Annotated in this window: 20 protein-coding genes and 2 pseudogenes; 9 read left to right on the top strand and 13 right to left on the bottom strand. The window is 59.0% G+C overall.

What is annotated here, in order from left to right:
• Window positions 1-89 precede the first annotated feature (89 nt).
• On the bottom strand, window positions 90-473 hold the full coding sequence (locus IB245_RS04160) for a PaaI family thioesterase (RefSeq protein WP_008019061.1): 384 nt from the start codon (window positions 471-473) through the stop codon (window positions 90-92).
• Window positions 473-2,797, bottom strand: a complete 2,325-nt coding sequence (locus tag IB245_RS04165) for a Tex family protein (RefSeq protein WP_008040150.1) — start codon at window positions 2,795-2,797, stop codon at window positions 473-475. The genes IB245_RS04160 and IB245_RS04165 overlap by 1 nt, the downstream gene beginning before the upstream one ends.
• Before the next feature lie 360 nt (window positions 2,798-3,157).
• Between IB245_RS04165 and ompR the strand changes: the two genes are divergently transcribed.
• Together ompR and IB245_RS04175 are read left to right on the top strand one after the other, a co-directional pair.
• Window positions 3,158-3,898 (top strand): two-component system response regulator OmpR, encoded by a 741-nt coding sequence (ompR, locus tag IB245_RS04170; protein WP_008032260.1) that lies wholly within the window; start codon window positions 3,158-3,160, stop codon window positions 3,896-3,898.
• Between the two features lie 103 nt (window positions 3,899-4,001).
• The gene (locus IB245_RS04175) at window positions 4,002-5,315 is read left to right on the top strand and encodes an ATP-binding protein (RefSeq protein WP_192226739.1); all 1,314 of its coding nucleotides are present in this window, start codon (window positions 4,002-4,004) and stop codon (window positions 5,313-5,315) included.
• Window positions 5,316-5,457: 142 nt separating this feature from the next.
• On the opposite strand, the gene rimK is transcribed toward IB245_RS04175, so the two are convergent.
• Window positions 5,458-6,363: a 30S ribosomal protein S6--L-glutamate ligase gene (rimK, locus tag IB245_RS04180; protein WP_007949201.1), complete on the bottom strand. Its 906-nt coding sequence runs from the start codon at window positions 6,361-6,363 to the stop codon at window positions 5,458-5,460.
• A complete protein-coding gene (locus IB245_RS04185) occupies window positions 6,360-6,806 on the bottom strand; it encodes an ATP-dependent zinc protease (RefSeq protein ID WP_177318178.1) in 447 nt (148 codons plus the stop codon). The genes rimK and IB245_RS04185 overlap by 4 nt, the downstream gene beginning before the upstream one ends.
• Window positions 6,807-7,053: 247 nt before the next feature.
• Between IB245_RS04185 and IB245_RS04190 the strand changes: the two genes are divergently transcribed.
• The gene (locus tag IB245_RS04190; RefSeq protein WP_008025063.1) at window positions 7,054-7,461 is read left to right on the top strand and encodes an RNA-binding S4 domain-containing protein; all 408 of its coding nucleotides are present in this window, start codon (window positions 7,054-7,056) and stop codon (window positions 7,459-7,461) included.
• 161 nt (window positions 7,462-7,622) lie between these two features.
• Here the strand turns inward: IB245_RS04190 and IB245_RS29010 are convergent.
• Window positions 7,623-7,863, bottom strand: a pseudogene (locus IB245_RS29010) (phosphoesterase); the annotation flags it as partial.
• Between the two features lie 103 nt (window positions 7,864-7,966).
• On the opposite strand from IB245_RS29010, the gene hslO reads away from it, so the two are divergent.
• Together hslO and IB245_RS04200 are read left to right on the top strand one after the other, a co-directional pair.
• The gene (gene hslO / locus IB245_RS04195) at window positions 7,967-8,869 is read left to right on the top strand and encodes an Hsp33 family molecular chaperone HslO (protein WP_192226741.1); all 903 of its coding nucleotides are present in this window, start codon (window positions 7,967-7,969) and stop codon (window positions 8,867-8,869) included.
• Window positions 8,870-9,048: 179 nt separating this feature from the next.
• Entirely contained in the window at window positions 9,049-10,590 is a 1,542-nt protein-coding gene (locus IB245_RS04200) for a phosphoenolpyruvate carboxykinase (protein WP_008025058.1), read from the top strand.
• A gap of 236 nt (window positions 10,591-10,826) precedes the next feature.
• Here IB245_RS04200 and IB245_RS04205 read toward each other — a convergent pair whose 3' ends face one another.
• The 7 genes and pseudogenes from IB245_RS04205 to IB245_RS04235 all read right to left on the bottom strand — a co-directional run bounded on the left by IB245_RS04205 (window position 10,827) and on the right by IB245_RS04235 (window position 15,340).
• Window positions 10,827-11,681: an EamA family transporter gene (locus IB245_RS04205; protein ID WP_192227009.1), complete on the bottom strand. Its 855-nt coding sequence runs from the start codon at window positions 11,679-11,681 to the stop codon at window positions 10,827-10,829.
• 95 nt (window positions 11,682-11,776) lie between these two features.
• Window positions 11,777-13,048, bottom strand: coding sequence for a type II toxin-antitoxin system HipA family toxin (locus tag IB245_RS04210; RefSeq protein ID WP_192226743.1), 1,272 nt, complete (start codon window positions 13,046-13,048; stop codon window positions 11,777-11,779).
• Window positions 13,045-13,539, bottom strand: coding sequence for a helix-turn-helix domain-containing protein (locus IB245_RS04215; protein WP_192226745.1), 495 nt, complete (start codon window positions 13,537-13,539; stop codon window positions 13,045-13,047). The genes IB245_RS04210 and IB245_RS04215 overlap by 4 nt, the downstream gene beginning before the upstream one ends.
• A gap of 204 nt (window positions 13,540-13,743) precedes the next feature.
• A complete protein-coding gene (locus IB245_RS04220; protein WP_192226747.1) occupies window positions 13,744-14,097 on the bottom strand; it encodes a DUF1493 family protein in 354 nt (117 codons plus the stop codon).
• A 17-nt stretch (window positions 14,098-14,114) separates the two neighbouring features.
• Window positions 14,115-14,258 (bottom strand): annotated as a pseudogene (locus IB245_RS04225) (transcriptional regulator); the annotation flags it as partial.
• A gap of 84 nt (window positions 14,259-14,342) precedes the next feature.
• On the bottom strand, window positions 14,343-14,642 hold the full coding sequence (locus IB245_RS04230; RefSeq protein ID WP_412548035.1) for a hypothetical protein: 300 nt from the start codon (window positions 14,640-14,642) through the stop codon (window positions 14,343-14,345).
• A 422-nt stretch (window positions 14,643-15,064) separates the two neighbouring features.
• A complete protein-coding gene (locus IB245_RS04235) occupies window positions 15,065-15,340 on the bottom strand; it encodes a hypothetical protein (protein ID WP_008025051.1) in 276 nt (91 codons plus the stop codon).
• 297 nt (window positions 15,341-15,637) lie between these two features.
• Between IB245_RS04235 and IB245_RS04240 the strand changes: the two genes are divergently transcribed.
• The 4 genes from IB245_RS04240 to IB245_RS04255 all read left to right on the top strand — a co-directional run bounded on the left by IB245_RS04240 (window position 15,638) and on the right by IB245_RS04255 (window position 20,466).
• Window positions 15,638-16,141, top strand: a complete 504-nt coding sequence (locus IB245_RS04240; RefSeq protein WP_008040133.1) for a hypothetical protein — start codon at window positions 15,638-15,640, stop codon at window positions 16,139-16,141.
• A gap of 313 nt (window positions 16,142-16,454) precedes the next feature.
• A complete protein-coding gene (locus tag IB245_RS04245; protein ID WP_192226751.1) occupies window positions 16,455-18,389 on the top strand; it encodes an ATP-dependent DNA helicase RecQ in 1,935 nt (644 codons plus the stop codon).
• A gap of 238 nt (window positions 18,390-18,627) precedes the next feature.
• Window positions 18,628-19,854 carry a 3-hydroxyacyl-CoA dehydrogenase gene (locus IB245_RS04250; protein ID WP_192226753.1) on the top strand — a complete coding sequence of 409 codons (1,227 nt, stop codon included), beginning with the start codon at window positions 18,628-18,630 and terminating at the stop codon, window positions 19,852-19,854.
• Window positions 19,855-20,034: 180 nt separating this feature from the next.
• Window positions 20,035-20,466 (top strand): acyl-CoA thioesterase, encoded by a 432-nt coding sequence (locus IB245_RS04255; RefSeq protein ID WP_192226755.1) that lies wholly within the window; start codon window positions 20,035-20,037, stop codon window positions 20,464-20,466.
• 70 nt (window positions 20,467-20,536) lie between these two features.
• Here IB245_RS04255 and IB245_RS04260 read toward each other — a convergent pair whose 3' ends face one another.
• Entirely contained in the window at window positions 20,537-21,022 is a 486-nt protein-coding gene (locus tag IB245_RS04260) for a glycine zipper domain-containing protein (protein WP_008025043.1), read from the bottom strand.
• Window positions 21,023-21,208: the final 186 nt, after the last annotated feature.

The following is a 21,208-nucleotide window of genomic DNA, read 5'->3' on the forward strand; positions in this document are numbered from 1 at the left end:
GTTGACTGACACATCGCCATCGCCGGCAAGCCGGTCTCGCTCCCACAGGTTTCTTTGCGCTGAAATTACCTCAAATCGATGACGGCTAGCTACAGGACAGCGAACGTGCCTTGTGCTTTTGCGACGAGTTTGTCGCCCTGCATCACGTCGGCTTCGACCACCAGCGTGCGGCGGCCCGGGTGGATCACCCGCGCCGTGCACATCACCTCACCGTCGGAAACGGCGCGGATGTAGTTGATCTTGCACTCGATGGTCGCGCTCTGCTGGTCAAAGCCGTGGGTGCTGGAACAGGCCAGCCCCATGGCAATGTCCACCAGGCTGAACAGGGCCCCGCCGTGCAACTTGCCGCCGCGATTGCGCAGTTCGGGTTCCAGCGCCAGGGCGACTTGCGCCACCCCGGTTTCCAGGCTGTGCAAGCGACAGCCCAGCAGCTTGAAAAACGCGCTTTCGGTCAGCCCGGCCGGGATTTCCATCAGCGTTTCTTCAACTGCTTGGCGTTAGCGAACAACGAAGCCATGGCGTTGTTGGACGGGGCCGCTGCCGTGGTTTCCTTGCGCGGTGCAGTGTTCTGGGACTGGCGCGGTGCCGACCCCGGACGCGCACCACGGGCACCGTCGATTTTCTCGCCCGGGGTGTCGCTCATGCGCATCGACAGGCCGACGCGTTTGCGCGGGATATCGACTTCCATGACCTTCACTTTCACCACGTCGCCGGCCTTCACCGCTTCGCGCGGATCCTTGATGAACTTCTCCGAAAGCGCAGAGATGTGCACCAAACCGTCCTGATGCACGCCGATATCGACGAATGCACCGAAGTTGGTCACGTTGGTCACGACGCCTTCGAGGATCATGCCCAGTTGCAGGTCCTTGAGGTCTTCGACGCCTTCCTGGAACTCGGCGGTCTTGAACTCAGGACGCGGGTCGCGGCCAGGTTTTTCCAGCTCTTGCAGGATGTCGGTGACCGTCGGCAGACCGAAGGTTTCGTCGGTGTACTTCTTCGGATCAAGACGCTTGAGGAAGCTCGCGTCGCCGATCAGCGAGCGAATATCCCGATCGGTTTCAGCAGCGATGCGTTGCACCAGCGGATAGGCTTCCGGGTGAACCGCAGACGAATCCAGCGGGTTGTCGCCGTTCATCACGCGTAGGAACCCGGCCGCCTGTTCGAAGGTTTTTTCACCCAGACGCGCCACTTTCTTCAACGCTGCGCGAGTTTTGAACGCACCGTGCTCGTCACGGTGGCTGACGATGTTCTGCGCCAGGGTCGCGTTGAGGCCGGAGATACGGGCCAGCAGCGCCACGGAAGCGGTGTTCACGTCGACGCCGACGGCGTTCACGCAGTCCTCGACCACAGCGTCCAGGCCGCGCGCCAGTTTCAGCTGCGACACGTCGTGCTGGTACTGGCCGACACCGATGGATTTCGGATCGATTTTAACCAGCTCGGCCAGCGGATCCTGCAAGCGACGGGCGATGGACACCGCGCCACGGATCGACACGTCGAGGTCCGGGAATTCCTTGGAGGCCAGTTCCGACGCCGAGTAAACCGATGCACCGGCTTCGGAGACCATGACTTTGGTCATCTTCATGGCTGGGTATTTTTTGATCAGTTCAGCAGCCAGCTTGTCGGTTTCGCGGCTGGCGGTGCCGTTGCCGATGGCGATCAGGTCCACCGAGTGCTTGGCGCACAGGGCGGCGAGAATCGCCAGGGTCTGGTCCCACTTGTTGTGCGGCACGTGCGGGTAAACCGTGGCGTGATCCAGCAGCTTGCCGGTGGCGTCGACCACGGCGACCTTGCAACCGGTGCGCAGGCCCGGGTCGAGGCCCAGGGTGGCACGCGGGCCGGCCGGAGCCGACAGCAGCAGGTCGTGCAGGTTGTGCGCGAACACGTTGATCGCTTCGGTTTCCGCGCCATCGCGCAGTTCACCCAGCAGGTCGGTTTCGAGGTGGGTGTAGAGCTTGACCTTCCACGTCCAGCGCACCACTTCGCCCAGCCATTTGTCGGCGGCGCGGTTCTGGTTCTGGATACCGAACTGCTGACCGATCATGCCTTCGCACGGGTGCATGGTGCCCGGCAGCTCGTCGCCGACTTTCAGCGCGGAGCTGAGAATGCCTTCGTTGCGGCCACGGAAAATCGCCAGCGCGCGGTGCGACGGCATACTTTTCAGCGGTTCGTCGTGTTCGAAATAGTCGCGGAACTTGGCGCCTTCCTCTTCCTTGCCGGCGATCACGCGGGCACTGAGGGTGGCTTCTTGCTTCAAGTAGTTGCGCAGCTTGTCCAGCAGGCCGGCGTCTTCGGCGAAGCGCTCCATGAGGATGTACTTGGCGCCTTCGAGGGCCGCCTTCACATCGGCCACGCCTTTTTCGGCGTTGATGAAGCGTGCGGCTTCGGTGTCCGGGGTCAGCGAGGGATCGTTGAACAGGCCGTCGGCCAGCTCGCCGAGGCCGGCTTCCAGGGCGATCTGGCCCTTGGTGCGGCGCTTCTGCTTGTACGGCAGGTACAAGTCTTCGAGGCGGGTCTTGGTGTCGGCGAGCTTGATGTCGCGTTCAAGTTGCGGGGTCAGCTTGCCTTGCTCTTCGATGCTGGCGAGGATGCTGATGCGCCGTTCGTCGAGTTCTCGCAGGTAGCGCAGACGCTCTTCCAGATGACGCAACTGGATGTCATCGAGGCTGCCGGTCACTTCTTTCCGGTAACGGGCGATGAAGGGAACGGTAGAGCCTTCATCGAGTAGCGCGACGGCCGCTTCGACCTGTTGTGGGCGTACGCCGAGTTCCTCGGCGATGCGGCTGTTGATGCTGTCCATAAAACCACCTGACAAATTGTGAAAGCAGGCTCGCGGGCGCGGGGATAAAGGCTCGGCGAGTCTGGTTGAGCGGCCTGGCCTGCGCCGCTACCTGGATCAACAGGCATCCCGTTGACCCGTGAAATCGAACAATTACTGCCGTGGCGATGAAAATAAAAAGCCGCCACAACGGTAACGATCAGACGTTGCCTGACACAAAAGGCCGCGCATTATAACCAGCGTTCTGTCATTCGGGGGCATCACAGGCTGTAGGCACAATGCCCGGATTTCTGGCGGTGAAGGAAAAATCTGCTAACAATGCACACGGTGCGTATAACGGCAGCTACGCCATAATGCGCGCCGAGATCAAAGGAGCATCCAATGAGCAGCACTGCAAACATTGCTGAAGGCGAAAAAATTCTTATCGTTGACGACGATCCGGGGCTCAGTAGCCTGCTGGAACGCTTTTTCGTCAGCAAGGGCTACCGCGCCCGCGCCGTACCGAACACCGAACAAATGGACCGCCTGCTGGCGCGTGAAGTGTTCAACCTGGTCGTCCTCGACCTGATGCTGCCCGGCGAAGACGGTCTGACCGCCTGCCGCCGTCTGCGCGGCGCGAACAATCAGATTCCGATCATCATGCTCACCGCCAAGGGCGACGAGCTGAGCCGCATCAAGGGCCTGGAACTGGGCGCCGACGATTACCTGGCCAAACCATTCAACCCGGATGAGCTGATGGCTCGCGTCAAAGCGGTCCTGCGCCGTCAGTCGGCGCCGGTGCCGGGTGCGCCGGGCAGCGAAGACGAAAGCGTGACCTTCGGTGACTACGAACTGTCGCTGGCGACCCGCGAACTGAAACGCGGTGACGAAGTGCACATGCTCACCACCGGTGAGTTTGCGGTGCTCAAGGCATTGGTCATGAACGCGCGTCAGCCACTGACTCGCGACAAGCTGATGAACCTGGCCCGTGGCCGCGAGTGGGATGCCCTGGAGCGTTCCATCGACGTGCAGATTTCCCGTCTGCGCCGGATGATCGAGCCTGATCCGTCCAAGCCGCGTTACATCCAGACTGTCTGGGGCGTGGGCTACGTGTTCGTTCCGGATGGCGCCGCCACCAAGTGATCGGCGATTTGTAGGAGCGGGTCGTGCGGATGATGTTGTCCGCAGACTCGCGATCCGCAATATGCGAGCATCGCTCGCTCCTGCAAGTGTGTAGCGGTTATTCATGAAAACCCCGGTTTGGTTCCCCCAGAGTTTCTTCTCCCGCACCCTGTGGCTGGTGCTGATTGTCGTCCTGTTTTCCAAGGCGCTGACCCTGGTTTATCTGTTGATGAACGAAGACGTGCTGGTGGACCGTCAATACAGCCACGGCGTCGCCCTGACGCTGCGCGCCTATTGGGCGGCCGATGAAAACAACCGCGACAAGATTGCCGAAGCCGCGACCCTGATCCGGGTGGTGGGCACCGGTGTGCCGGAAGGCGAGCAACACTGGCCCTACAGCGAGATCTATCAGCGGCAGATGCAGGCCGAACTCGGTGCCGACACCGAGGTGCGATTGCGCATGCACTCGCCGCCGGCGCTGTGGGTCCGGGCGCCGAGCCTGGGCGATGGCTGGCTGAAAGTGCCGCTGTATCCGCATCCTTTGCGCGGCCAGAAAATCTGGAACGTGCTCGGCTGGTTCCTTGCCATTGGCTTGCTGTCCACCGCCTCGGCGTGGATCTTCGTCAGTCAGCTCAATCAACCGTTGAAGCGCCTGGTCTATGCCGCCCGCCAACTTGGCCAGGGCCGCAGCGTGCGCCTGCCGATCAGCGACACGCCGAGCGAGATGACCGAGGTGTACCGCGCGTTCAACCAGATGGCCGAAGACGTCGAACAGGCTGGCCGCGAGCGCGAGCTGATGCTGGCCGGGGTGTCCCATGACCTGCGAACACCGCTGACTCGTTTGCGCTTGTCACTGGAACTGATGGGTGACCACAGCGACCTGACGGACGACATGGTCCGCGACATCGAGGACATGGACGCGATTCTCGACCAGTTCCTCGCGTTCATCCGCGATGGCCGTGATGAATCGGTGGAAGAGGTGGACTTGAGCGATCTGGTCCGCGAAGTCGCCGCGCCGTTTAACCAGAATGAAGAGAAAGTACGCTTGCGTCTGGAGCCGATTCAGCCGTTTCCGCTGCGTCGCGTGTCCATGAAACGGTTGCTGAACAACCTGATCGGCAATGCGCTGCATCACGCTGGCAGCGGTGTTGAGGTGGCGGCTTATGTGTCCGGGGATGTCAGCGCCCCGTATGTGGTGCTGAGCGTCATGGACCGTGGGGCGGGGATTGATCCGTCGGAGCTGGAGGCGATCTTCAACCCGTTTACCCGTGGGGATCGTGCTCGCGGTGGCAAAGGAACCGGGTTGGGGTTGGCGATCGTGAAGCGGATTGCTTCGATGCATGGTGGGAATGTTGAGTTGCGCAATCGTACTGGCGGTGGGCTGGAAGCGCGGGTGCGGTTGCCGCTTGGATTGATGTTGCCTCGGGATGCGGTTTAACAACTGAAATCTTCAGTGGGGCTGATGGCCCTTTCGCGGGCAAGTCGAATCGTCGCACCGCTCGCTCCTACAGTGATCACAAATCCATGTAGGAGCGAGGCTTGCCCGCGAAGGCGGCATCACTGCCGCCACATATTCAGAATCAGCCCTTACCTTTGGTCCGAGTCATATTCGGCCCACCATTCTTCTCAAGATGCTCAATGATGATCCCCGCCACATTCTTCCCGGTGGTGGTTTCAATCCCCTCCAGCCCCGGCGATGAATTCACTTCCATCACCAACGGCCCGTGATTCGAACGCAGAATATCCACACCCGCCACCGCCAGTCCCATCACCTTCGCAGCGCGTAATGCAGTCATGCGTTCTTCCGGCGTGATCTTGATCAGGCTGGCGCTGCCACCGCGATGCAGGTTGGAGCGAAACTCCCCAGGCTTGGCCTGACGCTTCATCGCCGCAATCACCTTGTCGCCGACCACGAAGCAGCGAATGTCCGCACCGCCGGCTTCCTTGATGTATTCCTGAACCATGATGTTCTGCTTGAGGCCCATGAACGCCTCGATCACCGATTCCGCCGCCGTTGCGGTTTCGCACAGCACCACGCCGATGCCCTGGGTGCCTTCCAGCACTTTGATCACCAGCGGCGCGCCGTTGACCATGTCGATCAGGTCGGGAATGTCATCCGGGGAGTGGGCAAACCCGGTGACCGGCAAACCGATCCCTCGGCGCGAGAGCAATTGCAGCGAACGCAGTTTGTCCCGCGAGCGGGCAATGGCCACCGATTCGTTAAGCGGGAACACCCCCATCATTTCAAACTGACGCAGTACCGCGCAGCCATAGAACGTTACCGATGCACCGATCCTCGGGATCACCGCGTCGAAACCTTCCAGCGGCTTGCCGCGGTAGTGGATCTGCGGTTTGTGGCTGGCAATGTTCATGTAGGCGCGCAGGGTGTCGATCACCACCATTTCATGGCCACGCTCGGTACCGGCTTCGACCAGACGACGAGTGGAATACAGACGCGGGTTCCGCGACAGCACAGCGATCTTCATGCAACACCTGTGGAGGAGGTAGATACCGGGAACACCGGCTTGTCTTGTACATACTTAATGCCCGGATTGACCACCAGTTGGCCGTCGATCAGGGCTTTGGAACCGAGTAGCAGGCGATAACGCATGGACTTGCGGCAGGCGAGGGTGAACTCGACGGGCCAGACCCGATCACCGAGGGCCAGGGTGGTGCTGACCACGTAACGCTTCTGCGCCTGGCCGTTGGAGCTCTTGATGGATTTCATCGTCACCAGCGGTGCTTCACAGCGTCGGTGTCGCAACTGCACTACCGTGCCCAGGTGCGCGGTGAAGCGCACCCACTGTTCGCCGTCGCGCTCGAACGGCTCGATGTCAGTGGCATGCAGGCTGGAGGTGCTGGCACCGGTGTCGATTTTTGCCCGCAGGCCCGCAACTCCCAAACCCGGGAGCGCCACCCACTCGCGCAGACCGACAACGGTCAAATGGTCAAATGTCTTCAAAGGTACTCAACCGGTGGATACCGCTGGGGCCGCACGCGGCCGGATTCGCGGTATTCACGCAGAATAATGGTTAAAAGGCGACAGATATCTACAGCCCGGAATTCCACCCCTGCAAGCGAGGTGTGGCGTGCGCATTGTAGTACGGGTCGGTGGAAATCCTGGCACGACAGAAACGGTAGTACAGTTCACCAATATTTCAGAATGAGGAAATTCCATGGCACAAAAAAGCGAAGAGGACGACAAGGTCCGTCTCGATAAGTGGTTGTGGGCCGCGCGTTTTTATAAAACACGTGCCTTGGCGAAAGCGGCGATTGAAAGTGGCAAGGTGCATTGCCGGGGTGAGCGTTGCAAGCCGGGCAAAGAGCCGCGGATCGGCGACGAGTTTCAGATTCGCGCAGGGTTCGAGGAGCGTACGGTGGTGGTCCAGGCGTTATCGATCGTGCGCCGTGGTGCGCCGGAAGCTCAGACGTTGTACGCCGAAACTGAAGCCAGCATCGCCAAGCGCGAAGCGGCTGCGGCGATGCGCAAGGCGGGCTCGCTGGGCGTGAGCACCGACGGCAAGCCGAGCAAGAAGCAGCGGCGGGATCTGTTTAAATTTCGTGGGAGCAGCAACGACGAGTGAGGCTGTTGTTTCTGCGTTGTCTGGGCTGACGTCTTCGCGGGCAAGCCTCGCTCCCACAAGGAATACGCATTTCAATGTGGGAGCGAGCCTGCTCGCGATCGAGTGCGCAGCACTCGCCAGCCATCCCCGGATTCAGGCGCTACGCACCACACTTATCCGACCAGCAGTATCCCCCAGACCACCGCATCGAACGAACGCAGACTTGCAATTACCCGAATGCGCAGCCATATCGGGAGAATCGCCACCGGCGAATCGAGTGGATGGAAAGCCACTCGTCGAAAATCACACACAGCCTCTGACCTGTAGGCCATAACCAGAAGGCCAGCAGCACCCGCGGCACGAAATTGCACAGCGCCACCGGCAGACGTTCCACCTTGCTTGGAACAAAACCGGATTGTTCATAAAATGCCTCCCTTGGCTGAACAGTGCGCACCAAAACGGTGCTACAGAGGCGCGATTTTCTCGTTTGTAACCTTTTTATCATTTACTTCAGATACCCAAACCTATGACCGATCTACCGGATACCGACTACACCCAACGCTTCATCTTCGATGACAGCGACACCCGCGGCGAGCTGGTTTCGTTGGAGCGCAGCTACGCCGAGGTCCTTGCCAAACACCCGTATCCGGAGCCGGTCGCGCAACTGCTTGGCGAACTGATGGCCGCCGCGTCGTTGCTGGTCGGCACCTTGAAGTTTGATGGTCTGCTGATTCTTCAGGCGCGGTCCGACGGCCCGATCCCGTTGCTGATGATCGAATGCTCCAGCGAACGTGACATCCGTGGTCTGGCCCGTTACGAGGCCGACCAGATCGCCCCCGACGCCACCCTCGCCGACCTGATGCCCAACGGCGTATTGGCGCTGACCGTCGACCCGACCGTGGGCCAGCGTTATCAGGGCATCGTCGACCTGGATGGCGAAACCCTGTCGGAGTGCTTCACTAACTACTTCGTGATGTCGCAACAGGTGGGCACACGTTTCTGGCTGTACGCCGATGGCCGTCGCGCCCGTGGCCTGTTGCTGCAGCAACTGCCCGCCGACCGCCTGAAAGACGAAGAAGAACGCGCCGCCAGTTGGCAGCACATCACCGCGATGGCCAGCACCCTGAACGCCGATGAATTGCTCGGTCTGGACAACGAAACCGTGCTCCATCGCCTCTACCACGAAGAGCAGGTCCGGCTGTTCGATGTGCAGAAATTGCGCTTCCGTTGCAGCTGCTCGCGCGAACGTTCTGCCAATGCTCTGGTCAGTTTGGGTCTGGAAGATGCGCAGAGCCTGGTCGTCGAACACGGTGGCAACATCGAGGTCGACTGTCAGTTCTGCAATGAACGTTACCTGTTCGACGCCGCCGATATCGTTCAATTATTCGCCGGTGCGGGCGTCGAGACGCCGTCAGATACCCGTCACTAAAACGGTTCAGCGCAGGTAAATTCACTGGAAAGTGCCGGAATAACGCCGTTACGACGGGAGGGCCCTACTTTTTTTGGGCGTTTCTGGCATAATCCGGCCCACTTTTTTCGCGGTAGTAGTGCACGACTTTCTACTACAAAACGTTTGGAGCACTCGGCCACTGGCCGACGGGGAACCTCATGACGCAAGCCAATAACGCCGTGTACACCGATCTGAGTGTTGATGATCTGGTTAAAGAAGCCCTGAATCGCGGTGAAGGCGAGCTTGCCGATACCGGCGCGCTGGTTGTTCGCACCGGTCACCGTACCGGTCGCTCGCCAGTCGATCGTTTCATCGTTGAAGAGCCGACCACCCAGGCCGCTATCGCCTGGGGCCCGATCAACCGCAAGTTCCCGGCCGACAAGTTCGATGCCCTGTGGGCTCGCGTCGAGGCCTTCAACAACGCGCAAGATCATTTCGTTTCCCACGTGCATGTAGGCGCGGCCGAAGATCACTACCTGGCCGTGAAGATGACCACCCAGACTGCCTGGCAGAACCTGTTCGGTCGTTGCCTGTTCATCAACCCGGCCCAGTACAACCCGGCGGGTCGTGCTGAGTGGCAAGTGCTCAACGTTGCCAACTTCGAGTGCGTGCCAGAGCGTGACGGCACCAACTCCGACGGTTGCGTGATCATCAACTTCGCACAGAAAAAAGTGCTGATCGCCGGCATGCGTTACGCCGGTGAAATGAAGAAAGCCATGTTCTCGGTGCAGAACTTCCTGCTGCCGGCCGCTGACGTACTGCCGATGCACTGCGCCGCCAACATCGGCGAAGCGGGCGACGTGACCCTGTTCTTCGGCCTGTCCGGCACCGGTAAAACCACCCTGTCGGCCGACGAAAGCCGTTACCTGATCGGTGACGACGAACACGGCTGGGGCGAAGGCGTTGTCTTCAACATCGAAGGCGGTTGCTATGCCAAGTGCATCGACCTGTCCGAGAAGAACGAGCCTGTCATCTGGAAAGCCATCAAGCACGGCGCAGTCCTGGAAAACGTCGTGATCGACGACGCCAAGCACGCCGACTACGCCGATGTCAGCCTGACCCAGAACAGCCGCGCCGCCTACCCGCTGGAGCACGTTGCCAAGCGTTCCGAGAAAAACCTCGGTGGCGAGCCAAACGCTGTGATCTTCCTGACCTGCGACCTGACCGGCGTTCTGCCACCAGTGTCGATCCTCAGCGAAGAACAAGCGGCCTACCACTTCCTGTCCGGCTACACCGCACTGGTGGGCTCGACCGAAATGGGTTCCGGCAGCGGCATCAAGTCGACCTTCTCCACCTGCTTCGGCGCACCGTTCTTCCCGCGTCCGGCCGGCGAATACGCAGAACTGCTGATCAAGCGCATCCGCGGCTTCGGGTCCAAGGTCTACCTGGTCAACACCGGCTGGACCGGCGGCGGCTACGGCGTCGGCAAACGCTTCAACATCCCGACCACTCGCGGCGTCATCGCAGCGATCCAGAGCGGCGCGTTGATCGGTGCTGAAACCGAACACCTCGACACCATCAACCTCGACGTGCCACTGGCCGTACCGGGCGTTGAGACTGGCCTGTTGAACCCACGTAACACCTGGGCTGACAAGGCTGCTTACGATGAAGCGGCTAAAGCACTGGCCGGGTTGTTTGTTGAGAACTTCAAGAAGTTCGAAGTGAGCGACGCGATCAAGGCTGCTGGGCCGAAGTTGTAAGATTGGTTTGATGTAATGAAAAAGCCGCCCTTTGGGGCGGCTTTTTTGTGGGTAACGAATATCACACGACCTGTAGGAGCCGGCTTGCTGGCGATGGTCGTTAACGATAACGCGTGCTGTCTGGATAAACGCAGCGTACTTGAGTTTATCGTCGGAACGCCGCCCGCAGACAAGCCGGCTCCTACAGGTCGTGCGTTATCCAGGATTCCGTAAGGTGCCTTTTTTGTGAGGGCGGCTCAGGTTTTCAGGTGCAAAACGAACGCGCCCACCAACACCAGAACCACGCCAAGCACCTGTAACTTTGCCAGCCTTTCCTTGAAAAATACGTATCCCAGAATCGCCGCGATTCCTCCGGACAGTGTGCTGATCACCGTTACCACCGAAACCGATCCTGCCACCGCGCCCCAGGCGAACGAAGAAAACCCACCCAGGTTCATCAAACTGGCACCGGTCAGCGTCATGCAGTTTTTCAGCGGTGGAATTTTCAGTCCGTCCTTGATCCTCAGAACGATAACCACCAGCACGATCAGACCAACCAAATAAGCGAGCCAAAGCATCGTTACCGGACCAAGGACCGGAAGCACGAAGTGGCCTTGCAGCCAGAAACTGGTGCCGTAAAAAACGGCGGCCAGCAGCGCATAGGCAATCGAGCTACTGGCTTGAGTGGTGTGTGGGATTTTCGAGTCGGAATGGATGCTGGAGAGAATCACCCCGATCACGCACAGAGCAATGCAAAGCAGCTGAATCAGGCTGATCTGCTCACCTCCGGCCCAGGACAGCAACGTTGTTACAACGCCATAAGAAGTTACCAGAGGCGCAACGATGGACGCTTTGCCGAGGGCAAAGGCTTTGGACAACGCGAGGGCACCAGACACCGTCAGCACGGCGGCGACAATGCCAATCAGCCAGATATTGAGTGATGCCGACATCGACTTAAGGATGAACGCGGGGAAGGCGACCAACAGCAGGCTCATGATGCTGAACCCCAGCGCCTGACCGAAATACACGGCGCGCTTTACGCCCACTGCGCGGGCATTCAAACCCACCAGAAAATCCGTGCCGCCCCACAGTAAGGCGGCGAGTAAACCCATCAGTACGTCCACGCTATGTCCTTATAGGCTGCGGACGTTAGAGGTTTCCCAGCGTCCGAGTATCCGAGTGTTATGCCTTGCGCGACTTCAAAAAACTAAACTCCTGAAAGCCGGAATGCAGGCGCCATATTGTCCTGCTCACGCCTCGACAATCCCAGTGCATTGGCCAGAATTGACCATTGGCTAACTACCTCCTGGAAGCTCTCAATAATTTCTTCCGCATCTGCTCGACTTACCCGGAAGTACTCAGCCACTTCGCGAGCGAGCTCAAGATCCAGCGCGTTGTCGGCATCTGTGATGTTGAGTTTCAGCCCATCGGCGTGTGCCACAGGGTTCATATCGTAGGCATCAGAGAGGCGCCACCCCCGGCCGGGATCAAGGATAAAGCCGTGGTTGCGCAGATGGTCGTCAGTATTGGAAACAAGGATGTTGAACACGATACGAGACCACAACTCGCGAAGGTCCGCATTGGTTTCCGAGCCGTGCTCCATGAGCACTTCTGCTAACTCAAGATAGCTGGCACCGACCGATGCATCGTCACCGTCAACGCGGTCGGTCATGGTCATGGCTGATGCAAAATGCAGTCGGCCACCCTGTTCTGTACGGTCGAAACGCTTGACCATGAAACAGTGGTGATCGCTCGCGAAGCGGCGTGCAGTGCCGGTCGCAACCCGCAAGCCACAATGACTTGCCAAGGCATTGACCACCATTTCCCAACCGCCGACGTCATAGTCGTCGCGAGTGCTCGGAAACTTGGCGATCCACAAATGACCACGCTCGTCGGCAACGCTGGCCTTGGGTCTGGCGCCCCCTAGTGAGCCACCGGGTGCTATCAGCATCCTCAGCCATTCGCGCCCATCCGGAGACGTGTTGTCCGGATCGCTTTCCAAGGCGCGGCTTGCTTCCTCCAATGCGCGTAATTCGACGAAAGGAGGGGCAGCCAAACCATCGCGATCATCCAGAAAGTTGCCTTCATCATTTAGCTTGTAGCGGATAGCTCCGACCCGATAGAGGTCATGGACGCCAAGAAGGAAATCCGATTCGTACAGTTTGGTGCCTTGAGGCGCAAACCCTTCACGGATGTCTCGCTCCAGGCGCCGCTTCATTAACAATTGGCCCCATCGATCAGGGCTTGAGTCGGCAAAAACGCCAAACCGGGTCTGATGCTGGCCGGGAAATTGTCGGCCTTCGAAGAGCCTGATGCGCGGATCCAGCGATGTGAAGTTCAATTCGGGATCGGCTAGTGCTGCGGTGTCGTACTCAAACTCGAATACGTTGCTGGAGCGAGCCTTTCTGGCATGGAGGAACCCAAGGCGCCTTGGGCCATTCAAGGACTCCCAATCGGCATACACCGCGATCCGTGTCATTTTTTACCCGTCGCAGGTTTAGGTTTTTTCTTGGTTAATAAACTGGATAAAGAGTGAGTGTTAAAAGGGAATTCAGCAGCAAGCTCCGATTTTGAGGTGGGACTATCTGATGCCCTCGTCTCCCTGTCGCGAATAGGTGGCGATGTCTTTGCGGGAGTCACACTGCGTACTCGTGGGTATTTATTGACTGTGATGTTTGCTCCTGGGATCAATTGAGCGTCTTGCAGTTGGCGGCCCAGCTCATCCACTGCGGCGAGCTTGCTCAAGTCTTTCTCCAGACCCAGCACCTGCATCACTGATAAATAGGCGCCTATCGTCACACCTGATCCACCTGATTCCAGAGAGCGCAGCGTCGTCAGGGACATGCCAGCCCTCTCGGCGACTTGCTTGGCTGTCAGCTTGCGGCGCAGCCGAGCGAGTTTCAGTCGTTCCCCAAACTCGGAGAGTAGCTTGGCTGCTGCGGGCAGTAGTGGCGCTGTTTTCTTTGCCATGTGCCATTATTCCTTCGTTTTTCAGGCTTAACTGCCAGAATAATAGCACTTGTTGGTTGTTGTGCTGGTCTTGCCTACAGGGACTTCTCTCGGTTGGCGCTATATGATTTGGATTTGCTCGTTCACCGTAACAAGCATTATTCCAGCTTAAATCTAGATAAACAGCCAGAATATTGCCACTTATGCTCGGTGATGACTTAGGTGCTACATGCTCTCTAGCGCCTGTGTATCCCATCGTTGCGTCTGAGTCGCTTGGTAAAGCATGCCAATGGTTAAAGGCACCTTGTCGCCACGGCCTTTGGCTCGGCGCTTGAGAAACACATCAAACCCTTCCGGCTGAAAGTAGCGATAGGCATCGTAGTCCACGAAGTCGACCCCGAACTGTTCTTCCAACGCTTCCATCAGATGCCGGGCGTCAGCGCCGTCGCAGCCTAGATCGAAGTTGATCGAGGTGGTGAGGCTGATGGTTTTGCGTTCGGGCAGGCCAATTTCTTCGTGCAGCAGCTGCATGAGCAGGTGCATGGTGTGGTTGTCGGGGAAGTTGGGGGCGAGGTTCATAGTGGTTGCCCCTTATTGGCCTGAGTCATACCGATATCCTTGGAATTTTCTTTGGCTTGCAACGCATCAATGTGGGATTCGCGGGAAGGCTGACGCTTACGCCGTAAGATCTCGTCCATCTGTTGCACGCTTTCCATCAGCTCATCAAAAAATTTGCTCATGGTTATCTCCGGTGTTCGATGGCGGCATTCAGCGCTGTTTGACCGTTCTCACGCAGAGCATGAGAACGATCTGTTCACTCGACGTCAGGCAGGGGCTTTCCAGCCCATCATGCGTTGTTGGGCGACTTTGAGCAGGTCGCAGCCGTCCTGGGTCAGAAGGTAGAGCGCGTGGGTGATGTGGGGGATGTCTTCTAGATCGCCTTGCTCGAAGGTTTGGCAATGCAGGGTTCGGAGCAACTCACTGGAGGCTCGGATGCGCTGGAGGGCGGCTTCGAGGATGTCTTGCGGGTTGGCTTCTGTGTCGATGATCAGGGGTGGGGAATCGGTGAGGTTGGTTTGGAGTGGGCGGTAGCGATCGGTGAGCGGGTTCCATGTGTTTTTCATTTTATTCATCCTCAAATGCATCATGCAAAACCGCCATCATCGTGACCAAGCGATGGGAGGCGGACTGTGTTCGGGTTGGTCAACCGGTGAGGATATACGCATAACCCGGCACGCCCGAAGGCGTCCCAAACACAGCCACCATATAGGGTGCAGACACAGAGGTGCCGGCAGCATACAACGGAGGCTGATGCGTTATCCATTCGGGTGACCAAGCCCGAGTCGCTGATTTGCAGCGACGGTCCGACTATAGGTGCGAGCCACCGGTTGGCGATAGGCGACAAGGTGTCTTGTGTTGTAGGACCGGGATGAAGCTTTGATAGGGCGTTGCCTACGGAGTTATCTCCAGCTGAAGTTTTTAGTCAGGTTCACCGCGTTATCGTTCTTCGCGGGCAAGCCTCGCTCCTACAGAGGGGCTGGGGGCATTAGCCGGCGGTGAGCTTTGGGAGGCGTTGGCGGGCGATGTCGAGGAGTTCGTTGCCGTCCTGGGTCAGCAGGTAGAGGGCGTTGACGATGTTGGGGATGTCGCTTGCATCTGCTTGTTTGAAGCACAGGCAATACAGGGTTTCGAGCAGGTCGCTGGCGGCGTGGATGCGTTGGCGGGCGGCGTCGAGGATTTCGTGTGGGTCGGCCTCGGTGTCGATGACCAGGACCGGGGTGTCGCTGTAGCTGCTTTTGAGGGGGCGGTAGCGGTCTTGCATCGGGGGCAGTCCTTTGGGAAGTCGAGCAGGCCGACACACTGTTTCAGCCGCGCCGAAAACTATGAAGGGGACGGCGGGCTGCGGCAATACAGCCGCAATCGACAGAATGTGTAGGGGATTTACTGGTCTTCGGGCATTGGCCCTACGTGATTCCCGAGGTTTTTTTCACCGAAACCCCTACTGGTGAAATTTCCTACGTGTTTATCAGGCGCGACGCAGTAAACCTCTGTATGGTGCGCGCCAGAATCTGTAGGGCATTTCGAAAATGCCTGGTTAGGCACTTAAAGGGAATTAGGTATGCAGTGGCTACGTATGGCCTCGGTTTTGTTGTTGTGGGCGGGTGTTTGTCGTTTGACGGGCGCGGCCGACGCTGGCAGTTCGATGATGCTGGCCAACATGGCCCGCACCGGTTGGCCGGATGCCCTCACCACGCAGGCGAACATGGACACCGCGTCCCGTGCGGAGGTGTTGATGTTCGGCAAGGCGTTGCTGGCCAGCGAATCGCTGGACGAACAGGGGCTGAAACAGCGTCTGGGCGTGCAGGCATTGAAGCTCAAGTCTGTGCGACAAGTGCGTGACGGGTTGTGGGATCGGTTGCTGACCACCTACCGCAACGCCAGTCAGAACTGCGACGGCGAACCGTTCTGCCCGCGTGTACGAAGCGTCGCTGATTTGCGTCAGTTGGCGGCGGCGTTCACCGGCGAAATCAGCCCGGCCCATGCGGTGTGGGCGAGCAAGAGCCAGGTGTTTCATGAGCAGATGTTGAATGAACAGCTGCGGGTGGCGGTGTTGGTGCCCTGAGCTCGTCAGTGTTTTTGTGGTGATCTTGCTGGCCTCTTCGTCGGAACGCCGCCCGGAGCAAGCCCGCTCCCACAGGGGACTTGGGTCGTACACAAAATCCGGGTTCACTGACGATCAACTGTGGGAGCGGCGGTGCGACGATTCGACTTGCTCGCGAAAGCGATCTGTCAGCCACTACAGTCCTCAAACCCAGCAATCCCCCTGCGCCATCCGCTGTATCATCCCGTATCGTTTTTGCCCCCGACCTTTTCTCGACTCGCTGCGATCACCGGCTAGGCTTTGGGCTTCGCAGCGGTCAACGGAGTGACAGCTTATGCACAACACCCTGGAACAGGTTTTCGGTTATCCACAGTTTCGACCCGGCCAGGAGGCGGTGGTCAGCGCGGTGATGGCCGGGCGCTCGGCGGCGGCGATTTTCCCCACGGGTTCAGGCAAGTCCCTGTGTTACCAGATGTCGGCGGTGTTGCTGCCGCACCTGACGCTGGTGGTCTCGCCGCTGCTCGCGTTGATGCAGGATCAATTGGCGTTTCTGCAGCGCCATGGCATTTCGGCAGGCAGTATCGATTCGGCTCAAAGCCGCGATGACGCCGGTGACGTGATGGCCCGCGCCAAGTCCGGCGAATTGAAGATTCTGATGATTTCCGTGGAGCGCCTGAAGAACGAGCGCTTCCGCAATTTCTTGCAGCAAGTGCCCATCTCGCTGCTGGTGGTGGACGAGGCGCATTGCATCTCGGAGTGGGGCCATAACTTCCGACCCGACTACCTCAAACTTCCGGATTACCAGCGTCAGTTCAACATTCCTCAAGCGTTGTTGCTGACCGCCACCGCGACCCCGAAAGTGATCGCGGACATGGAGGCGAAATTCGCCATTGCGCCGCAAGACGTGGTGACCACCGGTTTCTACCGGCCGAACCTCAACTTGTTGGTGGAACCGGTGCGCGGTCAGGACAAACGCCGACGCTTGGTCGAATGGATGAGCGAGCGTCCGGACCAGCCGAGCATCGTCTACGTCACGCTGCAGAAAACCGCTGAACACATCGCCGAACACTTGGATCGCAACGGTATTCAGGCCGAGGCCTATCACGCCGGTTTACCCCACGAACAACGCGAAGCCATTCAGAAACGATTCATGGGCGGCCAGTCCAATTGCATCGTCGCCACCATCGCCTTCGGCATGGGCATCGACAAGAGTGACATCCGCAACGTGGTGCATTTCGACCTGCCCAAATCCATCGAAAACTACAGCCAGGAAATCGGTCGCGCCGGGCGTGACGGGCAGCCATCGGACTGCCTGGTACTGGCCAACCGCGACAGCCTCAACGTGCTGGAAAATTTCGTCTACGGCGACACGCCGGAGCTGGAAGGCATCCGTCATGTGCTCGACGAATTGCAAGCCGCCGTGCCCGAGGGGCATTGGGAATTTCTGCTAGGGCCGTTGGCCGATCAGAGCAACATTCGCCAGTTGCCGCTCAAGACCTTGCTGGTGCAATTGGAGCTGCGCGGGATCATCGCCCCGCGTTACGCCTATTACGCTGAATATCGCTTCAAGTATTTGCTGGAGCCGGAAGACTTGCTCGCCCGCTTCGAGGGCGAGCGCAGGGATTTCGTCGCGGCCATCATCCAGACCTCCAACCGTGCGCGGACCTGGGCGACGGTGAACTTCGATGCGCTGTACGAGCAGCATCAAGCCGAGCGCAATCGGGTGGTCAAGGCGCTGGATTACTTCCAGGAAAAGGGTTGGGTCGAGCTGGAAAGCAAGCAGATGACCGAGGTCTACAGCCTGCTGCAAACGGAGTTCGATATTCAGGCGCTGAGTGCCGAACTGCATGATTGTTTCACCCGGCACGAACGCACCGAGATTGCGCGGATTCACGCCATGCTGGACCTGTTCGCCACTGACCACTGCCTGGGTAATCGCCTGGCCGAATACTTCGGTGACGAAAACTCGCCGCAGCAGTGCGGGCATTGTTCGGTGTGTCACGGGCACGTGGCGCGGCTGCCCGCACCGCCGGAGTTGCCGACGCTTGTGGATAAAAACTTCGAGGCCCTGTGTGGTGGTTTTATCCACAGGCACGAGCAGCACACCGGCAGCATTCCTCCCGCTGAGCGGGTGACACGGTTTCTGTGCGGGATCAGTGTGCCGCTGTTCACCAAGCTCAAGGCTCGGTCGATTCCGGGGTTTGCGGCGCTGGAAGAGTATCCGTATGGCGAAGTACGGACTTGGGTTGAGCAACACCTCTCAGGCTGACCCGTACCCCTGTAGGAGCCGGCTTGCTGGCGATTAGGCCATCAGCCATTGCGATGACCTTGAGGACGCCTTCGCGGGCAAGTCGAATCGTCGCACCGCTCGCTCCTACAGGGATGTCAGTGTCTGGCGGACGTGCATCCATCCGCTGAATGTCCCCCATCACAGGAATAAATTTCAAAAAAGCCGGGTGGCTGACTATGGTGGGGTCTGTCTTTGGATCGCCAATAAGAGAACAACCATGAGCCAGACACCGTTCAACATTCAGCGCGCTGCCGTCATCGGTGCGGGTACCATGGGCCGTGGCATTGTCATGTGCCTGGCGAATGCCGGGGTGCCGGTGCAGTGGGTCGATAACAATCCGCAGATGCTTGAGCAGGCACTGGCCACCGTGGCTGAGACCTACGCGCACAACGTGCGGCAGGGACGGATTGATCAGGCTGAAGCGGATGCGCGCATTGCACGGGTCACGGCGGCTGCCGATTACGCAGCGATCCGCGAGGTCGATCTGGTGATCGAGGCGGTTTACGAAAACCTCGAGCTCAAGCAGAGAATCTTCCGCGAGCTGGATGGCCTGCTCAAGCCCGAAGCCATATTGGCCAGCAACACGTCGGCGCTGGATATCGACGCCATTGCCGCCGCCACCCGCCGCCCGAAACAAGTCCTGGGCCTGCACTTCTTCAGCCCGGCGCACATCATGAAACTGCTGGAAATCGTTCGTGGCGCACAGACTTCACCGGCGGTGCTGGAAGCCGCGCTGGACCTGGGCAAGCGCATGGGCAAGGTCAGCGTGGTGTCGGGCAACTGCGAGGGCTTCATTGGCAACCGCATGCTCAAAACCTACGTGCTGGAAGCACGCAAGATGCTGCTTGAAGGCGCTTACCCCTATCAGGTGGATGCGGCGTTGCAGGGGTTCGGTTTCGCCATGGGGCCGTTCCGCATGTACGACGTGGTTGGTATCGACCTCGAATGGCGGGCGCGGGAGCTGGCGGGCAAGGGGCAGGATGCGCCACAGGTTCAAGTGGATAACCGTCTGTGCGAACTGGGCCGTTTCGGGCAGAAGAGTGGCAACGGCTATTACCACTACGAAGCGGGCAGTCGCCAGGCTGAGCACGATGTGCAGGTGGATGCGCTGGTGCTGAAGGTCAGCGAAGGATTGGGTTTCCAGCGTCGCGAGATCGGGCCTGAGGAGATTCTGGAGCGCTGCTTGCTGGCACTGGTCAACGAGGGGGCGAAGATTCTTCAGGAGGGGATTGCGGCGTCGGCGCATGACATCGATCTGGTGTACCTCAATGGTTATGGTTTTCCGGCGGACAAGGGCGGGCCGATGGCCTGGGCGGATCAGCAGGGGTTGGCGGATATTCATCAGCGGCTACTGCAGCTGGAAACCAAACAGGGTGACCACTGGCAGCCGGCGCGGTTGATTGGGGAGTTGGCGGCGGTAGGCAAGGGGTTTGGTGATAGGTGATTTATGTGGCGCCTGCAATGGCGCCTTCGCGAGCAGGCTCGCTCCCACAGTTTATTTTCTGTGAACACAGAGTTTGTGGACGACCGAGATCCCTTGTGGGAGCGAGACCGGCTTGCCGGCGATGAACGATAACGCGGTTTCCGCCTTAAACTCGCAATCCAACTCTAGGAATCGACCCTGATGTCCAACCCCATGCCCCAACGCACCGACTATCCGCACTTCCAGCCCATCACCACGCGCTGGCACGACAACGATGCCTACGGTCACGTCAACAACGTCACCTACTACAGCTTCTTCGACACGGCGGTGAACACCTACTTGATCGAAGTCGGCGGCCTGGATATTCATGACGGCGAAGTCGTGGGTTTTGTGGTGAGTTCGGCTTGCGATTATTTTGCTTCAATCGCTTTCCCCGACCGGATCGAGATCGGTTTGCGCGTGGGTAAGTTGGGCAACAGCTCGGTGCAATACGAATTGGCGGTGTTCAAGGCCGGTGAAGACGAAGCCTGCGCCGCGGGGCGTTTCGTGCATGTGTTTGTGGATCGGGTGTCGAATCAGCCCGTGGCGATTCCTGCCGGGTTGCGCGGTGCGCTGGAGCGATTGGTGGTTTGAGGGGCAAAAAAAATCGCAGCCCTTGGGCTGCGATTTTTTTGATCTACCGGTAAACGAGGCGATTCAAGCCTCAGTCGTGATAGCGATGTTTGTGCTTGCGGTGGCCATAAGCATGGCCGCGACCCGGATGGTCATCCCGGTAATAGCGACGATCACCATGACCGCGATAGGAACGACGATCATCGTCATCATCATCGCTTTTGTTGCCCATGTAGTTACCCAGCGCGCCACCGGCGCCGCCGCCTGCTGCGGAGCCGATCAGGCTGCCGGTGGTGCCGCCCATGCTGCGGCCGACCACGTTACCGCCTGCTGCGCCCAACGCACCGCCAATGGCCGCTTCGCCACGGCTGCGTTTGTCTGCGCCGACTGCGCTACCACCCGCGCCGCCCAGGGCTGCGCCAATGGTTGAACCTGTGTTGCCGCCTAGCGATTGACCGACGACCGAGCCCAAAACCCCGCCCAATGCGCCGCCCACACCTGCTTCGGTGGTGCCTCCGGCAGAAGCGAAGCCACTGACCAGGCCAAGGGACAACAAGAGAATCGAGGAGAACTTCATTTGAGGAACCTCAAGGGGATGACGGCGCGATCCTGAGGCTGTGTCGTAAGGCTGACAATCGAAATCCGACGAGTAACACGACTTCAGCACATTTCTATAAGTTACTGTTTTTTAGCTGGAACTTAAGTGTTTTTCGCCGGTCTTTAGTTACTTCGGAATGGCCGTTTTTGTGAAAAAACGGCCTTT

Source organism: Pseudomonas sp. PDM02, from assembly GCF_014852285.1.
Taxonomy (GTDB): domain Bacteria; phylum Pseudomonadota; class Gammaproteobacteria; order Pseudomonadales; family Pseudomonadaceae; genus Aquipseudomonas; species Aquipseudomonas migulae.